Genomic DNA, 25,010 nt, shown 5'->3' on the forward strand with positions numbered 1-25,010 from the left:
CTGACATTACGGACAGCAACATAAAAATAGTGTGATAACCGTCAAGAAAGAGCTGCCCACGTCGATAGTTTTGTAGAGGGTGCGCTCCAGCGTTCCCGCTCAGGGGGCGTGAACGATGAAGAAAATGGCGCTAAGTTGTGCTGCGTGTGCGTTGATGTTGTTGGCTAGTGAAGCTGAGGCGCAGTCGGTTGTCAGAAGCGGGATGATTCACTTCCAGGGCGCTATTGTGGAGTCTTCCTACGAGATCGCCCCGGCCAGCGAGATGGGCACGGATGAGTCCATCAAGCTGATAGAGGTCGAGCCCGGTGTTGTCATTGCGGTGAATATGGCCTCGCGAGGCGCAGGTGGCAGCGAGCCGCTCTTTTCCACGGCCTTTGAAGCGCTTAAAAACGAGCCACTAGCCAGTGATAACGTGTTGGCCAGCAAGCGCGGCGTGCTGACTATTTCCTACCGGTGACTGCTCGGCGGGTTGATCGGGCAGGTATACTGCGCGTCTTGCGCCAACTGGCCGATCACTCCCCCGTACTCCGGAGCTTTCATGACAACTCCTGCACAACCGGCTGCTCCTGATGCCGTGAGCGCCGAACCCACTGAAAACGAATCGACTGTCGATACCGCACAAAAGCCGGTGATCCCTGCGTTCACGTTTCCGTTCAAGCCTGCTGAATTTGCCAAGAACAAAGCCAATTCCAAAGGCCAGACCCATTACAAAAAAGGTGAAGGTCACGGCCATACCAAAACCCCTGGCGCAGCGCCTCCCGGTACTCGTCGCTCCATGGGCAAACGCTGATTGATGCTACAAAATGTGGCTTTGTGCCACTATTGGTCGGATAGGCCGTATTAATGCCTTTTGATATGCGCTAGATCAGTATTTGGTTAATTGGGGAGCATAAAGTCGACGCCCCGCCGACTCTTACTCCCTAATAACTGAGCGTGCTGTCATGAAAATCAATCTACCGATTACCGGCCGAGCTGTTGATTTCGCACCCGACGCCAACATCCTTTCTACCACTGACCTGAACAGTGCCATCACCTACGCCAATGATGACTTCATCAAAGTCAGCGGTTATTCGCTGAGCGAGTTGCTCGGCAACCCGCATAGCCTGCTGCGCCACCCCGATATGCCGTCTGCAGCCTTCAGCCACATGTGGCAGACCCTCAAGGCCGGGCGCTCATGGATGGGCATGGTGAAAAACCGCTGCAAAAATGGTGACCATTATTGGGTCAGCGCTTACGTCACGCCGGTGATGAAAAACGGCGAAATCGTTGAGTATCAATCGGTGCGTACCTGCCCAAGCCCCGAGTGTGTGCAACTGGCCGAGGCCGATTACGCCGAGTTGCGCTCGGGGCGCACGCCGCTATGGCAGCGTCTGCCGCGGGTCAGGCTGGCGGGCAAGCTGGCGCTGTTTGTCAGCGCCGTGTTTGCCGGGGCGACGGCGCTGGGCACCGTTTTGCTGCCGTCTATCGACTGGCAGGCCGGCGTGGTCATTTGGTTGACCGGCAGCCTGTTGAGCTCGGTGGCGATTGCCTGGCTGCTGCGCCCACTTAACGCCTTGACCCGCCGCGCTCAAGACGTCGGCCATAACCCGCTAAGTCAGCACATCTATACCGGGCGGCGAGATGAGATGGGGCAGATCGCATTTGCCCTGCAGATGCTTGAAGCCCAGACCGGCGCAATGGTGGGACGTATCGGTGATGCGTCGCAACGCTTGGCCGGGCATGCCAGTGAGCTGGTGCAGCACCTCCAAAGCAGCCACTCCAGCACCCTTAGTCAGCAACATGAAACCGATCAGGTGGCCACGGCGATTCATGAAATGAGCGCCAGCGTGGCGCAAGTCGCGAACAATGCCCAGCAAGCCTCGCAAGCGGCTGACCGGGTCGAAAACGAAACCCGTGAAGGGCATGAGTTGGTGATGCAGAGCCGCAGTTCGGTGCAGCACCTGGCAGGCGAGCTGGTTCGGGCAACCGAGGTGATCCACCACCTGGAAGGCCACAGCAGCGACATTTCATCGGTGCTGGAGGTGATTCGCAGCATCGCTGAGCAAACCAATTTGCTGGCGCTGAATGCGGCGATTGAAGCCGCCCGGGCGGGTGATCAGGGGCGTGGCTTTGCCGTGGTGGCTGACGAAGTGCGCAGCCTGGCGCAGCGCACGCAGCACTCAACCAACGAAATCCAGCAGATGATCCTCACCTTGCAAGACGGCGCCCGGGCCGCCGTGCAGGTGATGCAGCAAAGCAGCCAGCATGCTGAAAACAGCGTCAGCCAGGCGCAGTTGGCCAGCAGCGCACTGGACGAGATCACTCAACAGGTGAAAAAAATCACCCAGATGAGCGTACAAATCGCCTTGGCGGTGGAAGAGCAAAGCGTGGTCAGCGAAGACATCAATCGCAACATCGCGGGTATTCGCAGTGCCGGGGATGTCACTGTGCTTGCCGGGCAGCACAGCCATCGCAGCTCCGGTGATGTGGCAGAGTTGGCTGTCAGCCTGCGTTCATTGGCGCAAGAGTTCTGGCAGACGCGGCGTTAGCGCTTACAGCGCTTCGCGCCGGATGAGTTGCATGCCGAATTTGGCGTAAAGCTGGCGGGCGGGGTGATTGTGTTCCATGACCTTGAGGTCGACACAGGCTTCACCGCGCTGCTGGAACGCACTGAACACCTGATTGAGCAGTGCGCCGCCCAAGCCGCGCCCTTGCAGGCGCGGGTGTACCACCAGGTCCTTGAGGTAAGCGCTGGTCCAGGCCAGGGCCACGCCGACCACCTGGCCGTCGAGCAGGCTGACAAAACACAGCTGCGGGTCGTATTCAGCGTCATGTTGCAGGTCGTGCTGCCAGCGCTCCAGCGGTTGCAGGTCACCCTGACCTGCGCCATAGCCCTGTTCCAGCAAGGCGTGCACGCGGGGCAGCAGCGCCGGGGTGAGGGCGCTCAGCGCAATGCCCTGCGGCCACGGCACGGGTGTCAGAGGCTGGCGCAGGTCTTTGCGCAGCAGCAAACAGTGGTCACTCATTGAACTCAGACGCCTTGCTCGGCCACGGTACGGGCGGCAAGGATCAGGCATTGCGTGAGTTCCGGCGAGGAGAATTTGGTCAGCACCGCATTGGCCCCGGCCAGACGGGCTTTTTCGCTGTTCATCGCACTGTCGAGCGAGGTGTGCAGCAGCACGTACAAATGCGCAAAGTCCGGCGTTTCGCGCACGGTGCGGGTGAAGGCGTAGCCGTCCATCTCGGACATTTCGATGTCAGACACCAGCACATTGATTTGTTCAGGCGTGCCGTGCAGCTCCAGCAAGCGCTCAATAGCCTCTTTCGCGCTGCGGGCCGTGTGGCAATGCAGACCGAGGTTGCGCAGGGTGATCACCGATTGTTGCAGCGCCACCTGGCTGTCATCGACCACCAGGATTCGCGCCTTGGCCAGCAATTGCGCGTCTTCACGGCTGAGGGCTTCAGTGTTCGGTTCAATCCGGGCGGGCGTGATGCCATGGATCACTTTCTCAATGTCCAGCACCTGCACCAAAGCGCCGTCCACTTGCGTGACGCCGGTGATGTACGAGCGCTTGCCTGAACCGTAGGGCGGCGGGCGGATGTCGGTGCTCAGGCAATGCACGATTTTGCTCACCGCTTGCACGTGCAAGCCCTGCTTGGAGCGACTGACATCGGTCACGATCAGGCAGCCGCCGTCGGGGTCGAGCAACGGTTGTTCACCGATGGCGCGGCTCAGGTCAATGACCGACAGCGAGGTCCCGCGCAACACCGCAATGCCTTTCACATGGGGATGCGACTCGGGCATTTTGGTCAGCGGCGGGCACGGAATGATTTCGCTGACCTTCAACAGATTGATCGCCATCAGCTTGCCGCTGCGCAACGTGAACAGCAGCAAAGACATCGAGTCGGCGCGGGCGTGGGTGGATGACATAAATACCTTCTGAGATAAGGGCAGCAATACAGGGTTATCGACCCGAACGCCGAATCCTGTAGGCGATCTCAACCTGTAGCCGCTGTCGAAGAATGAGGCTGCGATGGGTTGCGTAGCGACCCCAGGCGGAGGTCCTGCGACCAGCATCGCAGCATCGCAGCCTCGTGCCTCGGTAGCGGCTACAGGGGGGTTATTTCAACCCCAAACGCTTGGCCATTCGGCCCAGGTTCGCCCGGTCCAGGCCCAGTTCGCGGGCGGCGCTGGCCCAGTTGTGTTGATGGCGCTCAAGGCAGGCACTGATCAACTGTCGCTGGTAGTTCTCCGTGGCCTGGCGCAAGTCACCGATGACCGGCGGTAGCGGTTCTTGCTCTGCCACTGCAGGGCCATCCTGCGGCGTCGGCAAGTCCAGGTCCGCGGCGGTCAGGGTCAAGATGCGCGGCCGGGTTTTGCAGTTACCCAATGCCTTGAGGGTGCTGCGGCCGATCAGGTGTTCCAGTTCGCGCACATTGCCCGGCCATGAGTAATGCAGCAGCGCGGCCTGGGCATCCGTGCTCAGGCGCAAGCTGCCCAGGCCCATGCGTGAGCGGTTTTGCTCCAGAAAGAAGCCGCTCAGTAGCAGCACATCGCGCCCGCGTTCGCGCAGGGCGGGCACGTTGAGCGGGTAGACGCTCAGACGGTGATAGAAGTCGGCGCGGTAGCGACCGCTGCGCACTTCTTCTGCCAGGTCGCGATTGGTCGCGGCAATCAGGCGCACATCGACGTGGTGTTCCTGATCCGAGCCCAAGCGCTGCAATTGCCCGCTTTGCAGCACGCGCAGCAGTTTGGCTTGCACTGTCAGTGACAACTCGCCCACTTCGTCCAGAAACAACGTGCCGCCATTGGCCAGTTCAAACTTGCCACGGCGGTCGCTGGTGGCTCCGGTAAAGGCGCCGCGCACATGGCCGAACAGTTCGCTTTCGACCAGGGTGTCGGGCAGGGCGGCGCAGTTCAGGCTGATCATTGGCTTGTCGGCGCGTGGCGAGGCGGCATGAATGGCTTGGGCGACCAGCTCTTTGCCGACCCCGGTTTCGCCTGTGATCAACACCGTCAGGTCGCTGTTGCCGACCAAGGCAATTTCTTCGAGCAGGTGTTTATGGGCGGCGCTCTGGCCAATCAGCTCTTTATTGGGCAAAGGATGAGCCTGGCGATACAACTCGGCTTTTTGCTGCTCATCGGCCACCCGCAGGGCCAGGCGCTCGATACGCTGGGCCACATTGACCGTGGCGGCAGCCAGACTGGCAAAGGCTTGCAGGGCATCCAGCTCAATGGGTTCGAAGCGTTTTGGGTCCAGCGCATCGAGGGTCAGCAGGCCCCAGGGGCGCTCGTCGACGAACAGCGGGCAGCCCATGCAGTCGTGGATCTCCAAGTGCTCGGCCAGCCCGTCGACCAGTCCGTCATACGGGTCGGGCAATTCGCAGTTGTTGGGAAAACGCGTAGGGCCGGGGCTGCTGAGCAGGATTTCAAAGCGCGGGTGCTCGCTGATTTTAAAGCGCCGCCCCAGCGTATCCAGGCTCAGGCCGTCTACCGCCAACGGCACCAGCCATTCGCCGTCCAGGCGCAGCAGGGCCGCGGCGTCGCACGGCAGCACAGCGCGCATGGCTTGCAACAAGCGCCGGTAACGTTCGCTTTCGGGCAGGTCGCGGGACAAGTCCGCTACCAGCGGGAGCAGGGCTGTGAGAAGCAATTTTGCAGTCATTTTGACCTCGTGTAGTCGAAGTGACTATAGAACATGGTGTGTCATAGTGACTACATTGTTTTTAAGTATTTGATTTTAGAGGGTTTTAAGGTTGGCACGAAAACTGATGGTTAAACGGTAATCCATTTTTCCCTACGTGTTCAGGAGTCAACTTTATGCTTACTGCTCAAGACCGTGCCATCGTTAAGTCCACTGTGCCGCTGCTCGAAAGTGGTGGCGAGGCGTTGATGACACACTTCTATAACATGATGCTCACCGAATACCCGCAAGTGCGTCCGCTGTTCAATCAGGCTAACCAGGCCAGCGGTGACCAGCCGCGCGCCTTGGCCAATGGCGTCTTGATGTACGCCCGGCACATTGACCAACTGGATCAGCTGGGCGACTTGGTGGCGCGAATCATCAACAAACACGTTGCGCTGCAAATCCTCCCGGAACACTACCCGATTGTCGGCAGTTGCCTGCTGCGGGCCATTGAAGAAGTGCTGGGCAGCGACATTGCGACCCCGCAGGTGCTGGCCGCCTGGGGCGCCGCTTACAACCAACTGGCGGATATCTTGATTGGCGCAGAAGCCGCCATCTACGACGAAAAAGCCGCTGCACCGGGTGGCTGGCGCGGTGGCCGGGCATTCAAGCTGGCCGCCAAGCTAGAGGAAAGCGCAGAAATCACTTCGTTCTACTTCCGCCCGGTAGATGAGCAGCCGATCCTTGAGTTTGAACCTGGCCAGTACATCGGCATCAAGCTCAACATCGATGGCCAGGAAGTGCGTCGCAACTATTCGCTGTCGGCGCTGGCCAAAGTGGGTCGCTACCGGATCAGCGTCAAACGCGAGCCGGGCGGTGTGGTGTCGAACTACCTGCATGACCGCCTGCAAGTGGGTGACATCGTTGAGCTGTTTCCGCCTGCAGGTGAGTTCACCTTGGCTGCCAGCGAAAAACCTCTGGTGTTGATCAGCGGCGGGGTGGGCATCACACCTACGTTGTCGATGCTTGAGGCGGCACTGGCCACGCAACGGCCGATCCGCTTTATTCACTGTGCGCGAAATGCACAGGTGCATGCCTTCCGCGGCTGGATCGAAGAACTGGCCGCGCAGCATCCGCAATTGCAGCGCTTTTATTGCTATGAGCAGGCAGACCCTTTGGCTGACCATGTGGGGCTGCTGACGGAAGAGGTGCTGGGCGAATGGCTGGGCGAGGAGCGCGATGTCGATGCGTACTTCCTGGGCCCTAAAGGCTTTATGAGCGCCGTTAAGCGTCATTTGAAGGCGCTGGGCGTACCTGAGCAACAAAGCCGTTATGAGTTCTTTGGGCCGGCTGCGGCGCTGGAGTAAGCGGCGGGGTTGAATACGTCGTTGCCGGCGATAAAGAGGGTTGCGGGGGCTTTGAGATAACGGCTTGCTCCGCAACCCTTCGCAGCCTTCGGCAGCGACTACGGGTTTGTGTACGACGACTTAATCATCTATTAATCCTTCTGCGACACCTTGCCTACACAGTTCTCCTACATTCAGGTCGATGTTCTGGGTGTAAACTGCGCGCCTTAGTGGCTGCGGCTTAACTCCAAAATAACCTGGCAAAGGGAAGCAGGATGACGGATGAAATGATACGACTGAGCCGCGAGAAGCGCTTTTTGGTCTTGCTCGGGGTTATCTGTCTGGCGCTGATTGGTGGCGCGTTGTACATGCAGATCGTGCTCGGTGAGGCGCCTTGCCCGCTGTGCATCCTGCAACGCTACGCATTGCTGTTGATCGCGATCTTTGCCTTTATCGGCGCGGCGATGCCGACACGGCGCAGCCTGACCATTTTTGAAGTGCTGGTGGTGCTCAGTGCCATAGGCGGGGTGATAGCGGCCGGGCGGCACGTGTTTATCCTGGCCAACCCTGCGGTGAGCTGCGGCATTGACGTGCTGCAACCGATCGTTGACGGCCTGCCGCTGGCGACGGTGTTCCCGCTGGGCTTTCAGGTTGAGGGCTTCTGCTCTACGCCATACCCGCCGGTGTTCGGGCTGTCGCTGGCGCAATGGGCGCTGGTGGCCTTTGTGCTGACCAGCGTGCTGGTGCCGTTGGGAATCTACCGGAACCGCAAAAAACACGGCTAAAACGCCACGTTTGGATTGATCCGCCCCGCACTTTTCCTGAGAATGCGGGGCGTTTTTTTGTCCGCGCAAAAATGTCAACAGGATGTGAATCGGCACACTAAAGTGATAGCTGACTTGTGCGACATATTGTCACGCTAAAAGTGTCGCAGAGAGCGATTCCTGTAGGACAGGCGAGCACGAATTACGTTCGGAGCGATTTATCCCCTGATCGTTTTTTTTGCGGATCAGATGATTGAAATTGCCCTTGGGCGTCTCCATGGGAATCGGCTGTAAGCCTCTTCACTTGGGCGTTTGGGGGGATTCACCTGCCCTGTGCGTGCGCCAAAAAGGGGCATATCAGCTGCGGGCTTTTGACGTGCTACATGCATTTTAAGGAGGCATATGCCTGCGTAATGGGCAACAATAGTGAGGGATTGTTACTGGAGTCGAGAAGAATTATTTCTGGATGAGACATGGTTTGTAGAGAGCTTCCTAACTACAATCGCCTCCACTGAACGTCCAGCCTGCTCACCTCCGAGCCCAAGCGGGTAGTCGGCGGTCGTCTGGGCAGTTCACAACAGGCGTCACATGCGACTCCCAGGTACTGGCAACCCTTCTAAGTTCCGCCACAAATGGAATTGTCTGTAGTAAGGCGATTGACCACGTATCGAATAAGAAATCACTGCTAACCCGGGATTGCGTATTCACCTGAAGGTGATGAGCAGGCATTTATTCAAGCCCGGAAAAGAGCCAACCCTTGGTAGGGTGAAGTGTTGGCGAAAAAAACCAACTGCATTGTGCAAGCTGTTTTAGAGGTCGTGAGATGACTAAAAAAAGGTACCCCAGACTCCTTGGCTTATTGCCACTTTTCGGCACGTTGCTGCTGGGAGGCTGCAATTGGACATTGCTCGATCCGGTGGGGCAGGTAGGGATCGAAGAGCGGAATCTGATCATCACTGCAACATTGCTGATGCTTCTGGTCGTGGTCCCGGTCATCTTGATGACCCTGATCTTCGCGTGGAAGTATCGCGCGTCGAACAAAAACGCCACATACGCTCCAAAATGGTCGCACTCCACCAAGATCGAAGTCGTGATCTGGACTGTGCCAATTCTCATCATCATCGCCCTGGGCGTGATTACGTATAAGTCGACCCACGCGCTGGACCCTTACCGTCCGCTTGAGTCCGACGTCAAGCCGGTCACCATTGAAGTGGTAGCACTGGACTGGAAATGGGTATTCATCTACCCGGAGCAAGGTATCGCTACCGTTAACAAGATCGTGTTCCCAGCCAACACGCCTGTTAACTTCCGCATTACCTCTGACTCTGTGATGAACTCGTTCTTCATTCCAGGTCTGGGTGGTCAGATCTACGCCATGGCGGGTATGACGACTAAGCTGCACTTGATTGCCAACAAAAACGCAGAGATGGATGGCATTTCGGCCAACTACAGCGGCGCTGGCTTCACTGGCATGAAATTCAAGGCGATCGCGACTTCCGAGGAAGATTTCAACGCCTGGGTAGCTGAAGTCAAAGCATCACCTAAACAGCTTGATAACGCTGAGTACGCGGCGTTGGAAAAACCAAGCGAGAACAACCCTGTAGAGCTCTACTCCACCGTTACTCCGAACCTGTTCCAGCTCATCATCGACAAGTATGAAGGGATGAACCCAGGCAAGTTCGTGAAGCACGAGAAGAAAGAAGAGTCCGGGACCCAAGGTTTGGACAACACCTCGAATTCAGCTGCCGGGGCAGAGGAGTAAACGATGTTTGGTAAATTAAGTCTGGACGCCATACCGTTCCACGAGCCGATAGTGATGGTTACCGTCGCTATGATTCTGCTCGGCGGATTGGCGCTCGTCGCTGCAATCACGTATTTCAAGAAGTGGAACTACCTGTGGTCCGAATGGCTAACGTCAGTCGACCATAAGAAAATTGGCGTGATGTACATCATCGTTGCCATGATCATGCTTCTGCGTGGCTTTGCCGACGCCGTCATGATGCGTACCCAGTTGGCCATGGCCACCGAGGGTTCACCTGGCTACTTGCCGCCTGAACACTATGACCAGATCTTCACCGCTCACGGTGTGATCATGATCATCTTCATGGCGATGCCATTCTTCACCGGCCTGATGAACCTTGCAGTGCCGCTGCAGATCGGCGCGCGTGACGTTGCCTATCCATTCCTGAACTCCCTGAGCTTCTGGCTGCTGGTATCCGGTGTGGTACTGGTCAACCTGTCGCTGGGCGTCGGCGAATTCGCCAAAACCGGTTGGGTTGCTTACCCGCCTCTGTCGGGCCTGCAGTACAGCCCTGGCGTGGGTGTGGACTACTACATCTGGGCGCTACAGTTATCAGGGCTAGGTACGACGTTAACCGGGGTGAACTTCCTGGCGACCGTGCTGAAAATGCGCGCTCCAGGCATGAAACTGATGGACATGCCGATCTTCACCTGGACCTGCACCTGGGCAAACGTTCTGATCGTGGCTTCGTTCCCGATCCTGACCGCTACCCTGGCACTGCTGACGCTTGACCGTTACTTGGATTTCCACATTTTCACCAACGAACTTGGTGGCAATCCAATGATGTACGTGAACCTGTTCTGGGCGTGGGGTCACCCTGAGGTATACATCCTCATTCTGCCGGCGTTCGGGATCTTCTCTGAAGTCATCTCGACCTTCACTGGCAAGCGTCTGTTCGGTCACCACTCGATGGTTTACGCCTCCGGTGCGATCTCGGTACTGGGCTTCATGGTTTGGCTGCACCACTTCTTCACCATGGGTTCGGGTGCAAGCGTCAACGCCTTCTTCGGTCTGGCGACGATGCTGATTTCCATCCCGACGGGTGTGAAGCTATTTAACTGGCTATTCACCATCTACCGCGGCCGTCTGCAGTTCACCAGCCAGGTCATGTGGACCTTGGGCTTCATGGTGACCTTCGCAATCGGTGGTATGACCGGCGTACTGCTGGCCATCCCGGGTGCTGACTTCGTTCTGCACAACAGCCTGTTTGTAATTGCTCACTTCCACAACGTGATCATCGGTGGTGCTGTATTCGGCTACATCGCTGGTTTCAGCTTCTACTTCCCTAAAGCGTTCGGCTTCAAACTGAACGAGAAGTGGGGCAAGGCTGCATTCTGGTTCTGGATCATCGGCTTCTTCATCGCCTTCATGCCGCTCTATGCACTGGGCTTCATGGGCATGACCCGTCGTCTGAACGCCACGACCAACCCTGAGTGGGTGCCTTACCTGTACGTTGCTGCGGTTGGTGCTGCCCTGATTGCTGTGGGTATCGCTTGCCAGTTGATCCAGCTGTACGTCTCGGTTCGTGACCGTAACAAGCCAGAGAACGCCTGCGAATTCGGCGATCCATGGAATGGCCACACCCTGGAATGGTCGACTTCGTCGCCACCTCCGTTCTACAACTTCGCTGTTGTGCCAACCGTTCACGGTATTGACGCATTCACCGAAGCCAAAGAAGACGGTACTGCTTACAAGGCTCCGGCCAAGTACTCGCCGATCCACATGCCTAACAACACCGCTACCGGTGTGGTAATGGGCGCACTGCTGACCGTGTTCGGTTTCGCAATGATCTGGCACATCTGGTGGCTGGCTATCGCGAGCCTCGCTGGCACCGTTGTGTACTTCGTTATACACGCTGCCCGTGATGACCAAGGCTACATGGTGCCGGTGGAAACCATCGAGCGCATCGAAGCCGAGCAGCACAAGCGTCTGTTGGCCGCCAAAGTAATTCCGGCCGACCGTGTTGAAACCAAGTTGGGGCAGGCATAAACCATGTCGAACATAGCGACCAATGCTGGACACGCCCATGACCATGGGCACGATGACCACCATCACGACGCGGGCGAGACTACCGTATTCGGTTTCTGGCTCTACCTGATGACCGACTGCATCATCTTTGCATCGCTCTTCGCGGTATACGCAGTACTGGTAGGTAACGTAGCGGGTGGCCCGTCGGGCCACGACATCTTTGAACTGCCGTACGTGCTGGGTGAAACCGCACTGCTGTTGTTCAGTTCGATCACGTATGGCTTTGCCATGCTCGCGTTCTACAAAGGCAACAAAGGCGGCGTTCTTGGCTGGTTGGCCATTACCTTCCTGCTGGGTGCCGGCTTCATCGGCATGGAAATCAACGAGTTCCACCTGTTGATCTCCGAAGGTTACGGTCCGCACCGTAGCGGCTTCTTGTCGGCGTTCTTCACCCTGGTCGGTACCCACGGTCTGCACGTGACCTGCGGTCTGATCTGGATGGCGATCATGATGTATCAGGTCAACCAACACGGCCTGACTTCGACCAACAAAACGCGTCTGAGCTGCCTGAGCTTGTTCTGGCACTTCCTGGACGTGGTGTGGATCTGCGTATTCACCGTTGTTTACCTGATGGGGACTCTGTAAATGGCTAACGCACATTCTGACGGCGCGAACCACGGCAGCGTGAAGTCCTACGCAACTGGCTTCATCTTGTCGGTGATCCTGACCGCAATTCCGTTTTGGCTGGTGATGAACCCGATCCTCGCCAAATCGACCACTCTGGCGATCGTTCTGTTGACCGCAGTGATCCAGGTTGTTGTTCACCTGGTGTACTTCCTGCACATGGACCGCTCCCCGGAGCAACGCAACAGCGTTGCAGCGCTGGTCTTCTCGGCGCTGGTTATTGTTCTGCTGGTGGGCTTGTCCCTGTGGATTATGTTCAGCATCCACGCTGAAATGATGGCGAAGTGAGGTAAACCCGATGTCCTTTAAGCACTTTATCCAAATCACCAAACCGGGGATCATTTTCGGTAACGTGCTTTCTGTGGCAGGTGGGTTCTTCCTGGCCTCGAAGGGGCATTTTGATCTTGCCCTGTTCCTGGCCGCGGTGATTGGTACCTCCTTGGTGGTGGCGTCCGGTTGCGTGTTCAACAACTGCATCGACCGTGACATCGACATCAAGATGGACCGCACTAAAAACCGCGTACTGGTGCAAGGCCTCATCTCGGCCAAGGTGGCGTTGCTTTACGCCACCTTGCTGGGGGTTGCAGGGCTTGTGCTGCTGTATCGCGTGGCCAACCCGCTGGCGGCCTTGTTCGCCGCGATTGGCTTCGTGATCTACGTTGGTTTGTACAGCCTGTACTTTAAGCGCAAGTCGGTTCACGGCACGCTTATCGGCAGTCTGTCGGGTGCAATGCCACCGGTTATTGGTTACGTCGCCGTGAGCAATCACTTCGACATGGCCGCACTGACTTTGCTGGTGATGTTCAGCCTGTGGCAGATGCCGCATTCGTACGCTATCGCGATCTTCCGCTTCAATGATTACCTGGCCGCATCGATTCCGGTGTTGCCAGTGAAGCGCGGGATCAAAGTGGCCAAGAAGCACATCCTGCTTTATATCCTCGCGTTCCTGATCGCGACCCTGATGCTCACTCTCGGCGGTTACGCCGGCATGAGCTACATGGCCGTGGCAGCTGCGATGGGCATGTACTGGCTGTACATGGCGTGGACCGGCTACAAAGCCGTCGACGACAAGGTCTGGGCACGCAAGCTGTTCGTGTTCTCGATCTTCACCATCACCGCCCTGAGCGTCATGATGTCCCTGGACTTCAAAGTGCCGACCGAGTTGCTACTGACTTACGCGCACTAAGCCACCAAGCTTGAAAAACCCCGCCTTCGAAAGAAGCGCGGGGTTTTTTTATGGCGGTTGAAAACCCATCAGTCATGGATGCAGGCATATGGCTGGGGGGGAAATCTTCGGAAAGCTACGCGTACTACAAACCAAACGGATCCTTCTGACAGGGCCGTTCCCCACCCCCTCGGCATACTGGCTGGGCGCCGCTAACTGGCAATTTGACAGTTAGTGGGCACTCAACTTTCCTCCACCAGGATGCCGACATGCCTCTATTACACAACAACGCTAACGACTTGCCCGGTGCCTGCGTATGAAGCGCATGAACATCACCGTCGGGTCCAGGACCACGGTGGGCGGCGTGGTGGTGACGGGCTGGGAGCTGATGACAATCAACGACCAGATTCTGGCCCGCGAAGGTGACAGCATCGAGTGCCCGGTGTGTGGTAGCACAGGCGTTATCGTGCTGTGCGGTCCGCGCCATGATGAATCACTGGGAGGGCGGCAAGCCGCGCTGGAAGGCGACTTGTGCCAGTGCCTCTGCCGCCCTGCGCCGCGACTGATCCCTGACCAATACATCAGAGGCCAAGTGTTGGGAGATGCCAGAGGGCCTCAGCAGAGTTACATGGAGTATTTGGCTCAGTGGCCCGAATCGCCGGCACCTAAAAAAACAGCCCCCGCCAGTGCCAATCCCGAGCTGGAAGAAGAGGACGAAGAAGAGGAACTGGAGTCCGGCATCACCTTGCATGTGGGCTTGTTCTTCGATGGCACCGGGAATAACCAGGGCAACAGCGAAGCGGCGAAAGGGTGCCTGGCCATTAGCTTGGGCATAGGTGAACAGGAAGGCGCGGATATTCGTCAGCATTGCGCGAGCTTTGGTTTTGACGGTAAAGGGAACTCGCCGGATAACAGCTATGGCAACGATGTCACCAATGTGGCGCGGCTTTATGAGCTGTATCCGGATCATGCGGATACGCAATTGCCGCAGGAAGCGGAAGAGGCTTTTTTAAAGGTCTATCTCGAAGGTATCGGTACAGTCACCGGGCAGGCTGACTCGCGCTATAGCCAGGGCAGCGGTCAAGGCAGCTCAGGGATTGTGGCGCGAATTGAGCAAGCACCTGCCTTGATTTTGGAACAGCTTCGAACACTACAAGACAACAATCCCGGTCTGACCATTTGGCGAATCGTCTTCGACCTGTTTGGTTTCAGCCGTGGCGCTGCTGCCGCACGGCATTGCGCCAATGATTTGGTAAAGGGGGCAGACAGTCTGCTGGCCAAAGCCTTGCCCGCCGGTTCTCCCTTGTTGGTGGCCAGCTTCAAATGGCGCCACCGAACAGATTTCAATCTCAACTTTATCGGTCTGTTTGATACGGTACCTGGGGTGGTTGCCCCTTTAAGCGGCGACTTTAGCCCGCACAACGCCAGTAACCCGGGCCTTGACCTGTACCTTGCGCCCGGCATTGCACGCCATGTGGTGCAATTTGTGGCACGCCACGAATATCGTCATAACTTCTCACTGGTTCGTACCGACAATGACGTCGAGCTGCCCGGCGTCCACTCCGATATTGGTGGCGGTTATTTGCCTTTGGCCACTGAAAAAGTGCTGCTGAGTAAACCCCAGAGCAGTCAGGTGCCTGTCGACATGCCGGAAACCTCCACGATCGCTTATGACCGAGCCAGGCAGTTGCTGGGAGTTATGCTGCCAGACCTGGAGCCCTATCTGCAGCGCTGGAGTGTCGACACATGGGCGGTGGTTCTGCCTTATAACAAACGCCGTGACATGTTTGCCGAGAAACGCGTGTACGCCGCCCTTCGCAGTGAGCGGCAAGTGCATGGGCAGTTGTCACTGATTTACTTGCGGGCCATGCGCGAGCTGGGGATACGAAACGGGGTTCCTTTCGTATCCATTGATGATCGAAACCCTGCCTTGGCTCTTCCTGCTGATCTGCACGACATTGCCATCAAGCTGCAAGCGTATGCCGTCGGCGACAGCTTTCCCGGACTGACCCATGAAGAGATAGCCTTACTACAGCGCAAATACGTCCACTTATCGGGCAATTGGAATGCCGCCTGGGGCAAGCACAACAGCGACATTGAGGTGCTGTTTATCAATCGGCCGGCTGCGGGCGGTAAACGGGCGGTGCATCCCAATGAGTAAATTCAAGCTGCTATGGGTGTGCGCTGTGTTTGGGCTGATGGTGGGCTGTGCCAAGGGCAGTAATGGGCTGCCCTATGATGGCTGGCGGCTTGGACTGTTCGCTCCCAACTATATGGAAGTGTGGATCGAAACCGCAGATGCGGTGGATGTGCGAGACCGTGTATTCAAACGAGCCATGAGTGGAGTAGCCGCTATCCAGACTCCTAAAAACCTCAAGGGCAACCCGCGCGGCTGGCCCAGCTACCCCGGTTGGGGCGCAGGCAAGTATGTTTATGGGGCGGCAGTACCACGTCTGATTTATGTGCGCTGGCAATCATTGGTGGAGCCACAAACCTACGAGGCTTACATCGTTATCCCCGAAGCCATTCAGCAGGCCATGGTCAAGCCTGAAAAAGCCTTTTGTGCCGCCGATGCCAAATGGATCACCGGTTACCGTAAAGGCGTGACGGTAGGGCTGGCCCCCGGCGGTATTGCCAAAGTGTGGATCTCGGGCCCTTGCGTCAGCCCAATCGAAGTGACCAGGGTTCAGGGAGAAATCGTGAAAGAAGGACCTTATGGCGGGAAGTCCGAAGGCCATCATTTCCCGCTTGGCGAAACGTCAAAAGCCTACATCGAAAAATACGGGGTGCCTTATGGCTCTTGGTAAAGGGCCGCCGCACACGTGCGGAGCATCCCAATGACTACATTCAAGCTGCTATGGGTGTGCGGTGTACTTGGGTTGATGGCGGGCTGTGCCAAGGGCAGCAATGGGTTGCCCTATGATGGCTGGCGGCTTGGACTGTTCGCTCCCAACTACATGGAAGTGTGGATCGAAACCGCAGATGCGGTGGATGTGCGAGACCGTGTATTCAAACGAGCCATGAGCGGAGTAGCCGCTATCCAGACTCCTAAAAACCTCAAAGGGAATCCTCGCGGTTGGCCAAGTTATCCCGGTTGGGGTAAAGGTAAATATGTTTACGGGGCTGCTGTACCACGCCTGATTTATGTGCGCTGGCAATCATTGGTAGAGCCACAAACCTACGAGGCTTATATCGTGATCCCCACAGCCATTCAGCAGGCCATGGTCAAGCCTGAGAAAGCCTTTTGCGAGTTCGATGGCAAATGGATCACTGATTATCGCAAAGGTGTGACGGTTGGACTGGCACCCAGCGGTATTGCCAAAGTGTGGATTTCAGGCCCTTGCGTCAGCCCAATCGAAGTGGCGAGGGTTCAGGGCGAAGTCGTTAAGGAAGGGCCTTCTGGCGGCCAGACTAATGGCAAATATGCCTTGCCGTTAGAGCCAGAAACAAAAGCCTACATCGAAAAATACGGGGTGCCTTATGGCTCTTGGTAAAGGGCCGCCGCACACGGGTGGTGCATCCCAATGAGTAAATTCAAGCTGCTAGTGATGTGCGGTGTATTTGGGTTGATGGTGGGCTGTGTCAAGGGCAACAACGGGTTGCCCTATGATGGCTGGAGGCTTGGACTGTTCGCCCCCAACTATATGGAAGTGTGGATCGAAACCGCAGATGCGGTGGATGTGCGAGACCGTGTATTCAGGCGAGCCATGAGTGGAGTAGCCGCTATTCAGACGCCTAAAAAACTCAAAGGTAATCCTCGTGGCTGGCCCAGCTACCCCGGTTGGGGCGCAGGCAAGTATGTTTACGGGGCTGCTGTACCACGCCTGATCTATGTGCGCTGGCAATCACTGGTGGAGCCGCAAACTTACGAGGCTTATATCGTGATCCCTGAGGCCATTCAGCAGGCCATGGTCAAACCGGAGAAAGCCTTTTGTGAGTTTGATACCAAATGGATCACCGGTTACCGTAAAGGCGTGACCGTAGGGCTGGCTCCCGGCGGTATTGCCAAGGTGTGGATTACTGGCCCTTGCGTCAGCCCAATCGAAGTGGCCAGGGTTCAGGGCGAAGTCGTGAAAGAAGGACCTTATGGCGGGAAGTCCGAAGGCCATCATTTCCCGCTTGGCGAAACGTCAAAAGCCTACATCGAAAAATACGGGGTGCCTTATGGCTCTTGGTAAAGGGCCACCGAGGCGACACTGTGGTGTTCAGCAGCGGATGACTCACTACGCGCCACTGACCATGGCTTTAGCGTGTTAGTGCGCGACAGGGTTTGTGTCAGCTTTCAAGCCCGCCTTCCAGGACGTGTATTCAATTCGGTGCACCAGGCTGGTCAAATCCGTGGCCTTGAAGCCCGGCATGGCGCTCATGTCGGTCTGTTTGCAGCGGGCGATCAGGGCGCGGAGTAAAACATCGTCCTGCTTGAACTCGGCTCGGCGCAGTAGATGAGGGGCAAGGCTGGCCGCGCATTCCTGTACATGGCCACTGTTGTCGGTCATGACGATCAAGGTTGCGACACCGATGCTGTCGACAGGCAGCGGTGCGAACAGTTGCCGGTACAGAAAATCGTCTTGCGCCTTGCCTAGCACTGCCTCGTCGCGTTTGAGACGTTGCTCGTCGCTCATCCCGGTCAGTGGGCCAACCGCTATCGGCGCAACCACTGTTGCCGTGCGCTTCTTTGGGTTGATTAATGACGATGGCAATTCGGGGAGTACGGCCGTCCAGCAGATTGGCAGCAGGTCTTTGGCCAGTTTTGCGTTGTAAGGGTAGAGTTTCGGGTCGAATTTGCGGTTGATCTGGGTATCGCAACCGATCACCCGATTATGTTCATCCAGGGTGATTTTCAGATTAAAACTGCCAGTGCGGCCCTCGGTATTGGCCAGATTGCCTGCAGGGCGCAGCACCCTGGTCATCAGCACTTCGTACAGTGCGCGTTGCCGGGCCTGTTCATTTTCCTGCGTGGGAGTGAGCGTAGTCGCGCGGGTATCCGTGGCAGTGGACTGGCAGCCCGTCAGCAGCAGGCCAGCAAGCGTGAAGGGGAATGCGCGTTTGAACATGACGATCCTTGTGCGAGAGACAGGCCCGGTCGAGTGTTTGTCGACGTTTAGCGGGCCGCAGTCTATCTCAGTCAGGGCGCTTCATGCACATGAGATCTATTCGTATTTATTGGGGCGTAGCGTCATTGCCGTTTGAGGTCGAACGCGGGCCTGCAAACCGGAGGCGCCTGAGCGCCTCCGGTTAACCGCAATGGATCAGAACAACCATTGGGCGCCGATGGAGTAGCCGGTCTGGCTGCCTTCATCGTTGCCCAGGCGGCCATTGATCTCGGCATACAGGCCCAGTTGCGGGGTGATGGCGAGTTGGCTGCCGAGCTGGGCACGGCCATAGCTCTTGTCGACGCTGCCCAGGCGCGCGCCGCGTGCCTGACCGTCGGCGCGGCTGGTGAGGAGGATGTCATCCAGACGCCCGTCGCCCATTTCCTTTACCCAGGCGATGTCGCCGTAAGGTTGCAGGCTCATACCGGCCGGCAGGTCGAACGTGCCACGGGCACGCCAACCGAGGCTGGCTTGCACAGAGTCGAAGCTCTGCTCTTCGTAGCTCAGGGCGGTGCGCAGGTCTTGTTTTTCGTGGAATTTGTCGATGCGGTAGTGGCTGTAATCCAGGCCTGCGAACGGGCCGCTTTTGAGCGCGCCGAAATCAAAGTCATAGCCGCCGATCACGCGGGCACCCAGGCTGAGTGCGTCCGTCTTGCCGGTCAGTTTCTGGCTCAGCAGCACAGGGCCGCCGTTGGCCTGAATCACCAGATTACGTTTGCTGTCGAACTGGGTAGTGCCAGCGCTCAAGTCACCGGCCAGCCAGAGTGGGCCGCCATCGTTGAGCAAGGCGTAGACCGCTGCCTGCCAGCTTTCGCTGTCGAGTTTGCCGCCGCGTTCCAGTTTGTCGCGCCCGTTCAGGTAGCTCAGGCTGGCGCCTACGCTCAGGCTGGAAGTCAGTTGGTAGTCGCCCAGCGCATGCAAGCCAAGACGGCGACCTTCGTTGAACGGGCCGCTGTCTGCGCTATATTCGCCATCGATACCGATTTCGCCATCAAAACTGCCGACGTCGCGGCTGGCCGCTTGCAACGTCAACCAGCGGCGATCCAGCAGATTGACCTGGGCCTGATGCTGGCGTTGCAGGTTGTCTTGTTGAGCGCGTGCGACCGCGCCGCCCGAGGCGGTGGAAGCCATCAAGTCAGCGTTGGTCAACTCCAGCACCAGACGGCTTAGCAGTCGCGAATAGTCGCGCAGGCGCTGGTCGATGCGTTCCTGGCCGAAGGCGTTGGTGAGCACGGCTTCGTTATCTTTCTTCGGGTCATGCCAGGTCGAACCGCCAGGAATGGCCGGGTTATCGGTCTGGGTGTAACCGTCCAGATCCCCCAGTTCCCAGTTGGTGGCCTCGACGTAGAGCACCGGGATATTCAGCTTTTCAAACGATTCGCCATCACTGCAGCAACCGGTGCCAGCCGGGTAAGCGGCATCGAGGCCAGGGTTGCTGAACAGGTTGATGTTGAGTTCTTTGGCGAGCTTGAACGCGTGCTCACGCAATGAGGCCAGGCCCGGATTGCTGACGCTGTTTTTGCCGGAGTGGGCGTACATCATGTCGCCGGTAATCAGGCTGTCGAGGTTAATCATGGCCAGCATGTTCTCGCGCTGGCTGGCGCTCAAGCTGTTGACGAAGGCTTTGGAGCCTTGCAGGCCTTCTTCTTCCGCACCAAAGCCAATCACTTGCAGGCCGTATTCGAGCGGCACGCCGTTGAGGTTACGGGCGATTTCGGTGAGCACGCTGGCGCCAGAACCGTTGTCATCCAGGCCTTGCAGGGTCGGGCGGCCAAAGTACGTGTCGAAATGCGCACCGACCACCACGTATTGCGGTTTAGTGCCCGCCGCGTAGGCCACCACATTTTGCGAGCTGCGGCTGTTACCGGCCCCCCAGGAAAAATCCTGACGGCTGATGCTGTACGCATCGCCCATCTGGCTTTGCATCCAGTCGGCGGCACCGGCAAAGTTGGCCGTGCCCCGGTAGCGGCCAGGGTACTCGTTAATCAGCTTATCGAGGGTAGTTGCGGCATGTTCGCCGTAGTTATAGGCATGGCCTTGGGTTGACAGCAGGGCGCCGGCAACGCTGACAGCGAGTGCGAGGGGTTTGATCACAACGTCTTCCTTGGAGTTATTAGAGGTTTAGCGATTTATCCTGTTGCAGGATGTGCGCCCTCTATTGGGCGTGTATGGCAGATTGGCGCACTGTATTAAGCCTTTGTCGCTCCTGTATAAACGGGCGCACTTTTTTGCGCCCGAACACGATCATCCCGATCAGGGCGTGACTCAAAATCGGGCAGGATTATGCGGCAGTGATGCGAAAAGTAGCACTGTGCTATCGGCTGGTCAGCCTATAAACGTCAAATAGACCGAGCCCTTGTAGGAGCGAGCTTGTCTCGCGATCTTTTGATCTTTAAAAGATCGCGAGGCAAGCTCGCTCCTACAGCAGGCTGCAGCCTATGGAATCAATGCAAGATCTGGCTCAAGAACAGCCGGGTCCGTTCATTTTGCGGGTTATCGAAGAAGGCATCAGGCGCTGCCTGCTCGACGATTTCACCTTTGTCCATGAAGATCACCCGGTCGGCCACGGTGCGGGCAAAGCCCATTTCATGGGTGACGCAGAGCATGGTCATGCCGTCTTCGGCCAGGCCGATCATGGTGTCCAGAACCTCTTTGACCATTTCCGGGTCCAGTGCTGACGTTGGCTCATCGAACAGCATGATTTTGGGCTTCATGCACAAGGCGCGGGCGATGGCCACGCGCTGCTGTTGACCGCCAGACAACTGGCCGGGGTACTTGTGGGCTTGTTCCGGAATACGCACGCGCTCCAGATAATGCATGGCGATTTCTTCGGCCTGGCGCTTGGGCATCTTGCGCACCCACATCGGCGCCAGCGTGCAGTTTTGCAAAATGGTCAGGTGCGGGAAGAGGTTGAAGTGCTGGAACACCATGCCCACTTCACGGCGAATCGCTTCGATCTGTTTGAGGTCGTTGGTCAGTTCCACGCCATCGACCACGATGCGCCCTTGCTGGTGCTCTTCAAGGCGGTTAAGGCAGCGGATGGTGGTGGATTTACCCGAACCCGACGGGCCGCACAGCACGATTCGCTCGCCCTGGTTGACGTTCAGGCTGATGTCTTTCAACACGTGGAACTGGGCGTACCACTTGTTGACGTCCTGCATCTGGATAATCCCGGCAGGGCTGACAGGGTGTTTGATTGCTTCATTCATCGCAGAACTCCTAACGCTTATGACCGGTGTCGAGCTTGCGTTCCAAATGCATGGAGTAGCGCGACATGCCAAAACAGAACATCCAGAACACCAGGGCGGCAAACACATAGCCTTCGGTGGCCATGCCCAGCCATTTAGGGTCGGCGGCGGCTTGCTTGACGCTGTTGAGCAGGTCAAACAGACCGATGATGATCACCAGGCTGGTGTCCTTGAACAGCGCAATAAAGGTGTTCACGATGCCCGGAATCACCAGCTTCAAGGCTTGCGGCAAAATCACCAGGCCCATGCTGCGCCAGTAACCCAGGCCCATCGCCGCGGCTGCTTCGTACTGGCCTTTGGGGATGGCTTGCAGACCGCCGCGCACCACTTCAGCCACGTAGGCTGACTGGAACAGAATCACGCCGATCAGCGCCCTAAGCAGCTTGTCGAAGTTCATGCCTTCGGGCAGGAACAGCGGCAGCATCACCGACGACATAAACAGTACCGTGATCAATGGCACGCCGCGCCAGAACTCGATATAGGTCACGCACACCACCCGGATCGCCGGCATGTTCGAGCGGCGCCCCAATGCCAGCATGATGCCTAAAGGCAACGCGCCTGCAATGCCGACGGTGGCGATCACCAGTGTCAGCATCAGGCCGCCCCACTGGCTGGTCGACACGCTGGTCAGGCCCCAATAGCCGCCATGCAGCAGGGTGAAGGCCAGAACCGGGTACACCACCAGAAAGCCCAGGCCGTAAATGGCTTTGTGCGTAAAGCGTGAGATAAACAACGGCGCTGCGCCGATGATGGCTAACCAGACGGTCAGGTCGACGCGCCAGCGCAGGTCAGCGGGGTAGTAGCCATACATGAACTGCCCGAAGCGCTGCTGAATGAACACCCAGCAGGCGCCTGACCCGGTGCAGTCGGCGCGGGTGCTGCCTGTCCAGTTCGCGTCAAGGATGGCCCACTGCACCAGCGGCGGCACTGTCAGGTACAACAAGTAGAACGCCAGCAACGTCAGCAGGGTGTTGAAAGCACCGCTGAACAAGTGGGTGCGCATCCATGCGAGGGGGCCGAACACTGTGTTCGGGGGCGGCAGGTCGGGTTTGAAATGATGAGTCGCCATGGCCGTCTCCTTAGCGTTCGATCAGCGCAATGCGCTTGTTGTAAACGTTCATCAGCAAAGAAATGCTGATGCTGATCGCCAGGTACACGCTCATGGTGATCGCAATGACTTCAATGGCCTGGCCGGTCTGGTTGAGCACCGTTCCGGCAAACAACGAGACCATTTCCGGATAGCCGATCCCGGCCGCCAATGACGAGTTTTTTGCCAGGTTGAGGTATTGGCTGGTCAGCGGCGGAATGATCACCCGCAGGGATTGCGGGATGATCACCTTGCGCAGCGTCGGCCCGGGGCGCAGGCCCAGGGAGCGTGCGGCTTCGGTCTGGCCGTGGCTGACCGAGGTGATGCCCGAGCGCACGATCTCGGCGATAAACGCTGCGGTGTACACCGTCAGGGCCAGGGTAAGCGCCAGCAGTTCCGGGATCAGCACCCAGCCACCGACAAAATTAAAACCCTTGAGCTCGGGCATTTCCCACTGCAGCGGCGCGCCAAAAATCAGCGCGCATGCCCCGGGAATCACCAGCAGCATGCCCAGCCCGGCCCAGAACTTATGAAACAGTTGGCCGGTGGCTTCAAAGCGTTGGTTGGCCCAACGCACCATCAACCCGACAGCGACGAGGGCAAGCAGCACGCTGCATGCAAAGGGCCAAAAGCCGTCAGCGGCCAGCGCCGCGGGCATGTTCAGGCCACGGCTGCTGACAAAGAAGGTGTCATTGAAGTGATGGCTATTGCGCGGCCCCGGCATGCTCAGGAACACGGCGAAGTACCAGAACAGGATTTGCAGCAGCGGCGCAATGTTACGGAACACCTCCACATACACCGTCGCCAGCTTGTTGATCATCCAGTTGGGGGACAAACGCGCCACGCCGATGATGAAGCCGAGGAGGGTGGCCAGAACCACGCCAATCACCGTCACCAGCAAGGTGTTGAGCAAGCCGATGACAAAGACTCTGGCATAGCTGTCCGATTCTTTGTAATCGATTAAATGCTGCGCGATACCGAAACCGGCACTGCGCTCAAGAAACTCGAAACCCGAGGTGATCCCTCGGTGTTGCAGGTTGGTCTGGGTGTTATTGAACAGGTACCAGCCCAGTGAAACGACCGCCACAATCGTAATGATCTGAAACAGCCACTCACGCACTTTGGGATCGCTGAAGCGCAGCTTCTGCTTGGGTGCGTCGATTAGGTTTTGCATGGAATGCCCCGGAAAAAAGCAACAGAACATCGCCCGGCGATCAACCGCCGGGCGACAACACGCATAGCAATCAGCGCACAGGCGGTGCGTATTGAATGCCGCCGTTGTTCCACAGTGCGTTCAGCCCACGGTCGATTTGCTGAGGGCTGCCTTTGCCCAGGTTTCTCTCAAAGACTTCGCCGTAGTTGCCGACCTGCTTGACGATCTGCACCACCCAGTCCTTGCGCAGCTTGAGGTCTTTGCCGTATTCGCCGTCGGCACCCAGCAGGCGGGCTACGTCGGGGTTCTTGCTGGTTTTGGCTTGAGCTTCCACGTTCTTCGACGTAATGCCCGCTTCCTCAGCGTTGAGCATGGCGTAGCCCACCCAGCGCACGATGGCCAGCCAGTCGTCGTCACCGTTGCGCACGATTGGGCCCAAGGGCTCTTTGGAAATGGTTTCTGGCAGGACGACATACTCCTCCGGGTGGGCCAGTTTGCTGCGCTGTGCATAGAGTTGGGACTTGTCGGAACTCAGTACGTCACAGCGGCCGGACTCCAGCGACTTGGCGCTTTCATCGGAGGTGTCGAAGGTGATCGGGCTGTACTTCAGCTTATTGGCGCGGAAGTAGTCCGAAACGTTCAACTCGGTGGTGGTCCCGGCGAGGATGCACAGGGTTGCACCGTCCAGTTCCTTGGCACTTTTTACGCCGAGCTTTGTGTTGACCAAAAAACCAACGCCGTCGTAATAGGCGATAAATCCGGGGAATTTCATGCCCATTCCTGCATCGCGGGAGCTGGTCATGGTGGTGTTGCGCGACAAGATGTCGATTTCGCCCGATTGCAGGGCAGTGAAACGCTCCTTGGCATTCAACTGGCTGAATTTGACCTTGCTGGCGTCACCAAACACGGCGGCCGCCACCGCGCGGCAGACGTCAGCGTCAATGCCCAAAATCTTGCCGTGGGCATCCGGTACCGAGAAGCCCGGCAAACCATCGGAGACACCGCATTGGATAAACCCTTTCTTCTGGATGGCGTCCAGCGTGGCGCCCGCCGAGGCCCCATTGGCAAGACCCATCAGGGACGTGGCGGCGAGTG

General features: G+C 57.7%; 22 protein-coding genes and 2 pseudogenes. 15 read left to right on the plus strand and 9 right to left on the minus strand.

Annotation, left to right across the window (positions count from 1 at the left end):
- The first annotated feature begins 115 nt into the window (after nt 1–115).
- From GHO32_RS00935 to GHO32_RS27115, 4 genes and pseudogenes are all read left to right on the plus strand, one after another.
- Complete coding sequence (locus tag GHO32_RS00935; protein ID WP_153335736.1) at nt 116–457, plus strand: hypothetical protein; 342 nt, start codon at nt 116–118, stop codon at nt 455–457.
- Between the two features lie 81 nt (nt 458–538).
- Nucleotides 539–790 (plus strand): hypothetical protein, encoded by a 252-nt coding sequence (locus GHO32_RS00940; RefSeq protein WP_123751365.1) that lies wholly within the window; start codon nt 539–541, stop codon nt 788–790.
- A gap of 151 nt (nt 791–941) precedes the next feature.
- Nucleotides 942–1,223: pseudogene (locus GHO32_RS27110) on the plus strand (PAS domain-containing protein); the annotation flags it as partial.
- Nucleotides 1,224–1,532: 309 nt separating this feature from the next.
- Nucleotides 1,533–2,528 (plus strand): annotated as a pseudogene (locus GHO32_RS27115) (methyl-accepting chemotaxis protein); the annotation flags it as partial.
- 3 nt (nt 2,529–2,531) lie between these two features.
- Here GHO32_RS27115 and GHO32_RS00950 read toward each other — a convergent pair.
- The 3 genes from GHO32_RS00950 to norR all read right to left on the minus strand — a co-directional run bounded on the left by GHO32_RS00950 (nt 2,532) and on the right by norR (nt 5,645).
- Nucleotides 2,532–3,005, minus strand: coding sequence for a GNAT family N-acetyltransferase (locus GHO32_RS00950; RefSeq protein ID WP_153335734.1), 474 nt, complete (start codon nt 3,003–3,005; stop codon nt 2,532–2,534).
- Between the two features lie 5 nt (nt 3,006–3,010).
- Complete coding sequence (locus tag GHO32_RS00955; RefSeq protein ID WP_153335733.1) at nt 3,011–3,910, minus strand: chemotaxis protein; 900 nt, start codon at nt 3,908–3,910, stop codon at nt 3,011–3,013.
- Nucleotides 3,911–4,100: 190 nt separating this feature from the next.
- A complete protein-coding gene (gene norR / locus GHO32_RS00960; RefSeq protein ID WP_153335732.1) occupies nt 4,101–5,645 on the minus strand; it encodes a nitric oxide reductase transcriptional regulator NorR in 1,545 nt (514 codons plus the stop codon).
- 155 nt (nt 5,646–5,800) lie between these two features.
- Here norR and hmpA point away from each other — a divergent pair, with 155 nt between their 5' ends.
- The 11 genes from hmpA (at nt 5,801) to GHO32_RS01020 (ending at nt 17,512) form a co-directional block, all read left to right on the plus strand.
- Nucleotides 5,801–6,973, plus strand: coding sequence for an NO-inducible flavohemoprotein (gene hmpA / locus GHO32_RS00965; RefSeq protein ID WP_153335731.1), 1,173 nt, complete (start codon nt 5,801–5,803; stop codon nt 6,971–6,973).
- A 254-nt stretch (nt 6,974–7,227) separates the two neighbouring features.
- Complete coding sequence (locus GHO32_RS00970) at nt 7,228–7,737, plus strand: disulfide bond formation protein B (RefSeq protein WP_048367150.1); 510 nt, start codon at nt 7,228–7,230, stop codon at nt 7,735–7,737.
- Nucleotides 7,738–8,539: 802 nt separating this feature from the next.
- Entirely contained in the window at nt 8,540–9,478 is a 939-nt protein-coding gene (gene cyoA, locus GHO32_RS00980; RefSeq protein ID WP_048367149.1) for a ubiquinol oxidase subunit II, read from the plus strand.
- A 3-nt stretch (nt 9,479–9,481) separates the two neighbouring features.
- Nucleotides 9,482–11,506 carry a cytochrome o ubiquinol oxidase subunit I gene (cyoB, locus tag GHO32_RS00985; RefSeq protein ID WP_048367148.1) on the plus strand — a complete coding sequence of 675 codons (2,025 nt, stop codon included), beginning with the start codon at nt 9,482–9,484 and terminating at the stop codon, nt 11,504–11,506.
- Between the two features lie 3 nt (nt 11,507–11,509).
- Complete coding sequence (locus GHO32_RS00990; RefSeq protein WP_048367147.1) at nt 11,510–12,130, plus strand: cytochrome o ubiquinol oxidase subunit III; 621 nt, start codon at nt 11,510–11,512, stop codon at nt 12,128–12,130.
- Nucleotides 12,131–12,457: a cytochrome o ubiquinol oxidase subunit IV gene (gene cyoD, locus GHO32_RS00995; protein WP_019408632.1), complete on the plus strand. Its 327-nt coding sequence runs from the start codon at nt 12,131–12,133 to the stop codon at nt 12,455–12,457.
- A gap of 10 nt (nt 12,458–12,467) precedes the next feature.
- Complete coding sequence (cyoE, locus tag GHO32_RS01000) at nt 12,468–13,355, plus strand: heme o synthase (RefSeq protein WP_048367145.1); 888 nt, start codon at nt 12,468–12,470, stop codon at nt 13,353–13,355.
- A 295-nt stretch (nt 13,356–13,650) separates the two neighbouring features.
- Entirely contained in the window at nt 13,651–15,495 is a 1,845-nt protein-coding gene (locus GHO32_RS01005) for a phospholipase effector Tle1 domain-containing protein (RefSeq protein WP_153335730.1), read from the plus strand.
- On the plus strand, nt 15,488–16,141 hold the full coding sequence (locus GHO32_RS01010) for a DUF2931 family protein (RefSeq protein WP_153335729.1): 654 nt from the start codon (nt 15,488–15,490) through the stop codon (nt 16,139–16,141). The genes GHO32_RS01005 and GHO32_RS01010 overlap by 8 nt, the downstream gene beginning before the upstream one ends.
- Nucleotides 16,142–16,171: 30 nt before the next feature.
- Nucleotides 16,172–16,828, plus strand: coding sequence for a DUF2931 family protein (locus GHO32_RS01015; RefSeq protein ID WP_153335728.1), 657 nt, complete (start codon nt 16,172–16,174; stop codon nt 16,826–16,828).
- A gap of 30 nt (nt 16,829–16,858) precedes the next feature.
- Nucleotides 16,859–17,512, plus strand: coding sequence for a DUF2931 family protein (locus GHO32_RS01020; RefSeq protein ID WP_153335727.1), 654 nt, complete (start codon nt 16,859–16,861; stop codon nt 17,510–17,512).
- 75 nt (nt 17,513–17,587) lie between these two features.
- Here the strand turns inward: GHO32_RS01020 and GHO32_RS01025 are convergent, their stop codons facing one another.
- From GHO32_RS01025 to GHO32_RS01050, 6 genes are all read right to left on the minus strand, one after another.
- Nucleotides 17,588–18,388 (minus strand): hypothetical protein, encoded by an 801-nt coding sequence (locus tag GHO32_RS01025; RefSeq protein WP_153335726.1) that lies wholly within the window; start codon nt 18,386–18,388, stop codon nt 17,588–17,590.
- A gap of 195 nt (nt 18,389–18,583) precedes the next feature.
- Entirely contained in the window at nt 18,584–20,521 is a 1,938-nt protein-coding gene (locus GHO32_RS01030) for an autotransporter domain-containing protein (protein WP_368668311.1), read from the minus strand.
- A 350-nt stretch (nt 20,522–20,871) separates the two neighbouring features.
- Nucleotides 20,872–21,636 (minus strand): amino acid ABC transporter ATP-binding protein, encoded by a 765-nt coding sequence (locus GHO32_RS01035; RefSeq protein WP_153335725.1) that lies wholly within the window; start codon nt 21,634–21,636, stop codon nt 20,872–20,874.
- A 10-nt stretch (nt 21,637–21,646) separates the two neighbouring features.
- A complete protein-coding gene (locus GHO32_RS01040; RefSeq protein ID WP_153335724.1) occupies nt 21,647–22,744 on the minus strand; it encodes an amino acid ABC transporter permease in 1,098 nt (365 codons plus the stop codon).
- Nucleotides 22,745–22,754: 10 nt separating this feature from the next.
- Nucleotides 22,755–23,936 carry an amino acid ABC transporter permease gene (locus tag GHO32_RS01045; RefSeq protein ID WP_153335723.1) on the minus strand — a complete coding sequence of 394 codons (1,182 nt, stop codon included), beginning with the start codon at nt 23,934–23,936 and terminating at the stop codon, nt 22,755–22,757.
- A 70-nt stretch (nt 23,937–24,006) separates the two neighbouring features.
- On the minus strand, nt 24,007–24,990 hold the full coding sequence (locus GHO32_RS01050; RefSeq protein WP_256665417.1) for an amino acid ABC transporter substrate-binding protein: 984 nt from the start codon (nt 24,988–24,990) through the stop codon (nt 24,007–24,009).
- Between the last annotated feature and the right edge of the window lie 20 nt (nt 24,991–25,010).

This window comes from Pseudomonas sp. FSL R10-2189 (genome assembly GCF_009600325.1).
Classification (GTDB): Bacteria; Pseudomonadota; Gammaproteobacteria; order Pseudomonadales; family Pseudomonadaceae; genus Aquipseudomonas; species Aquipseudomonas helleri.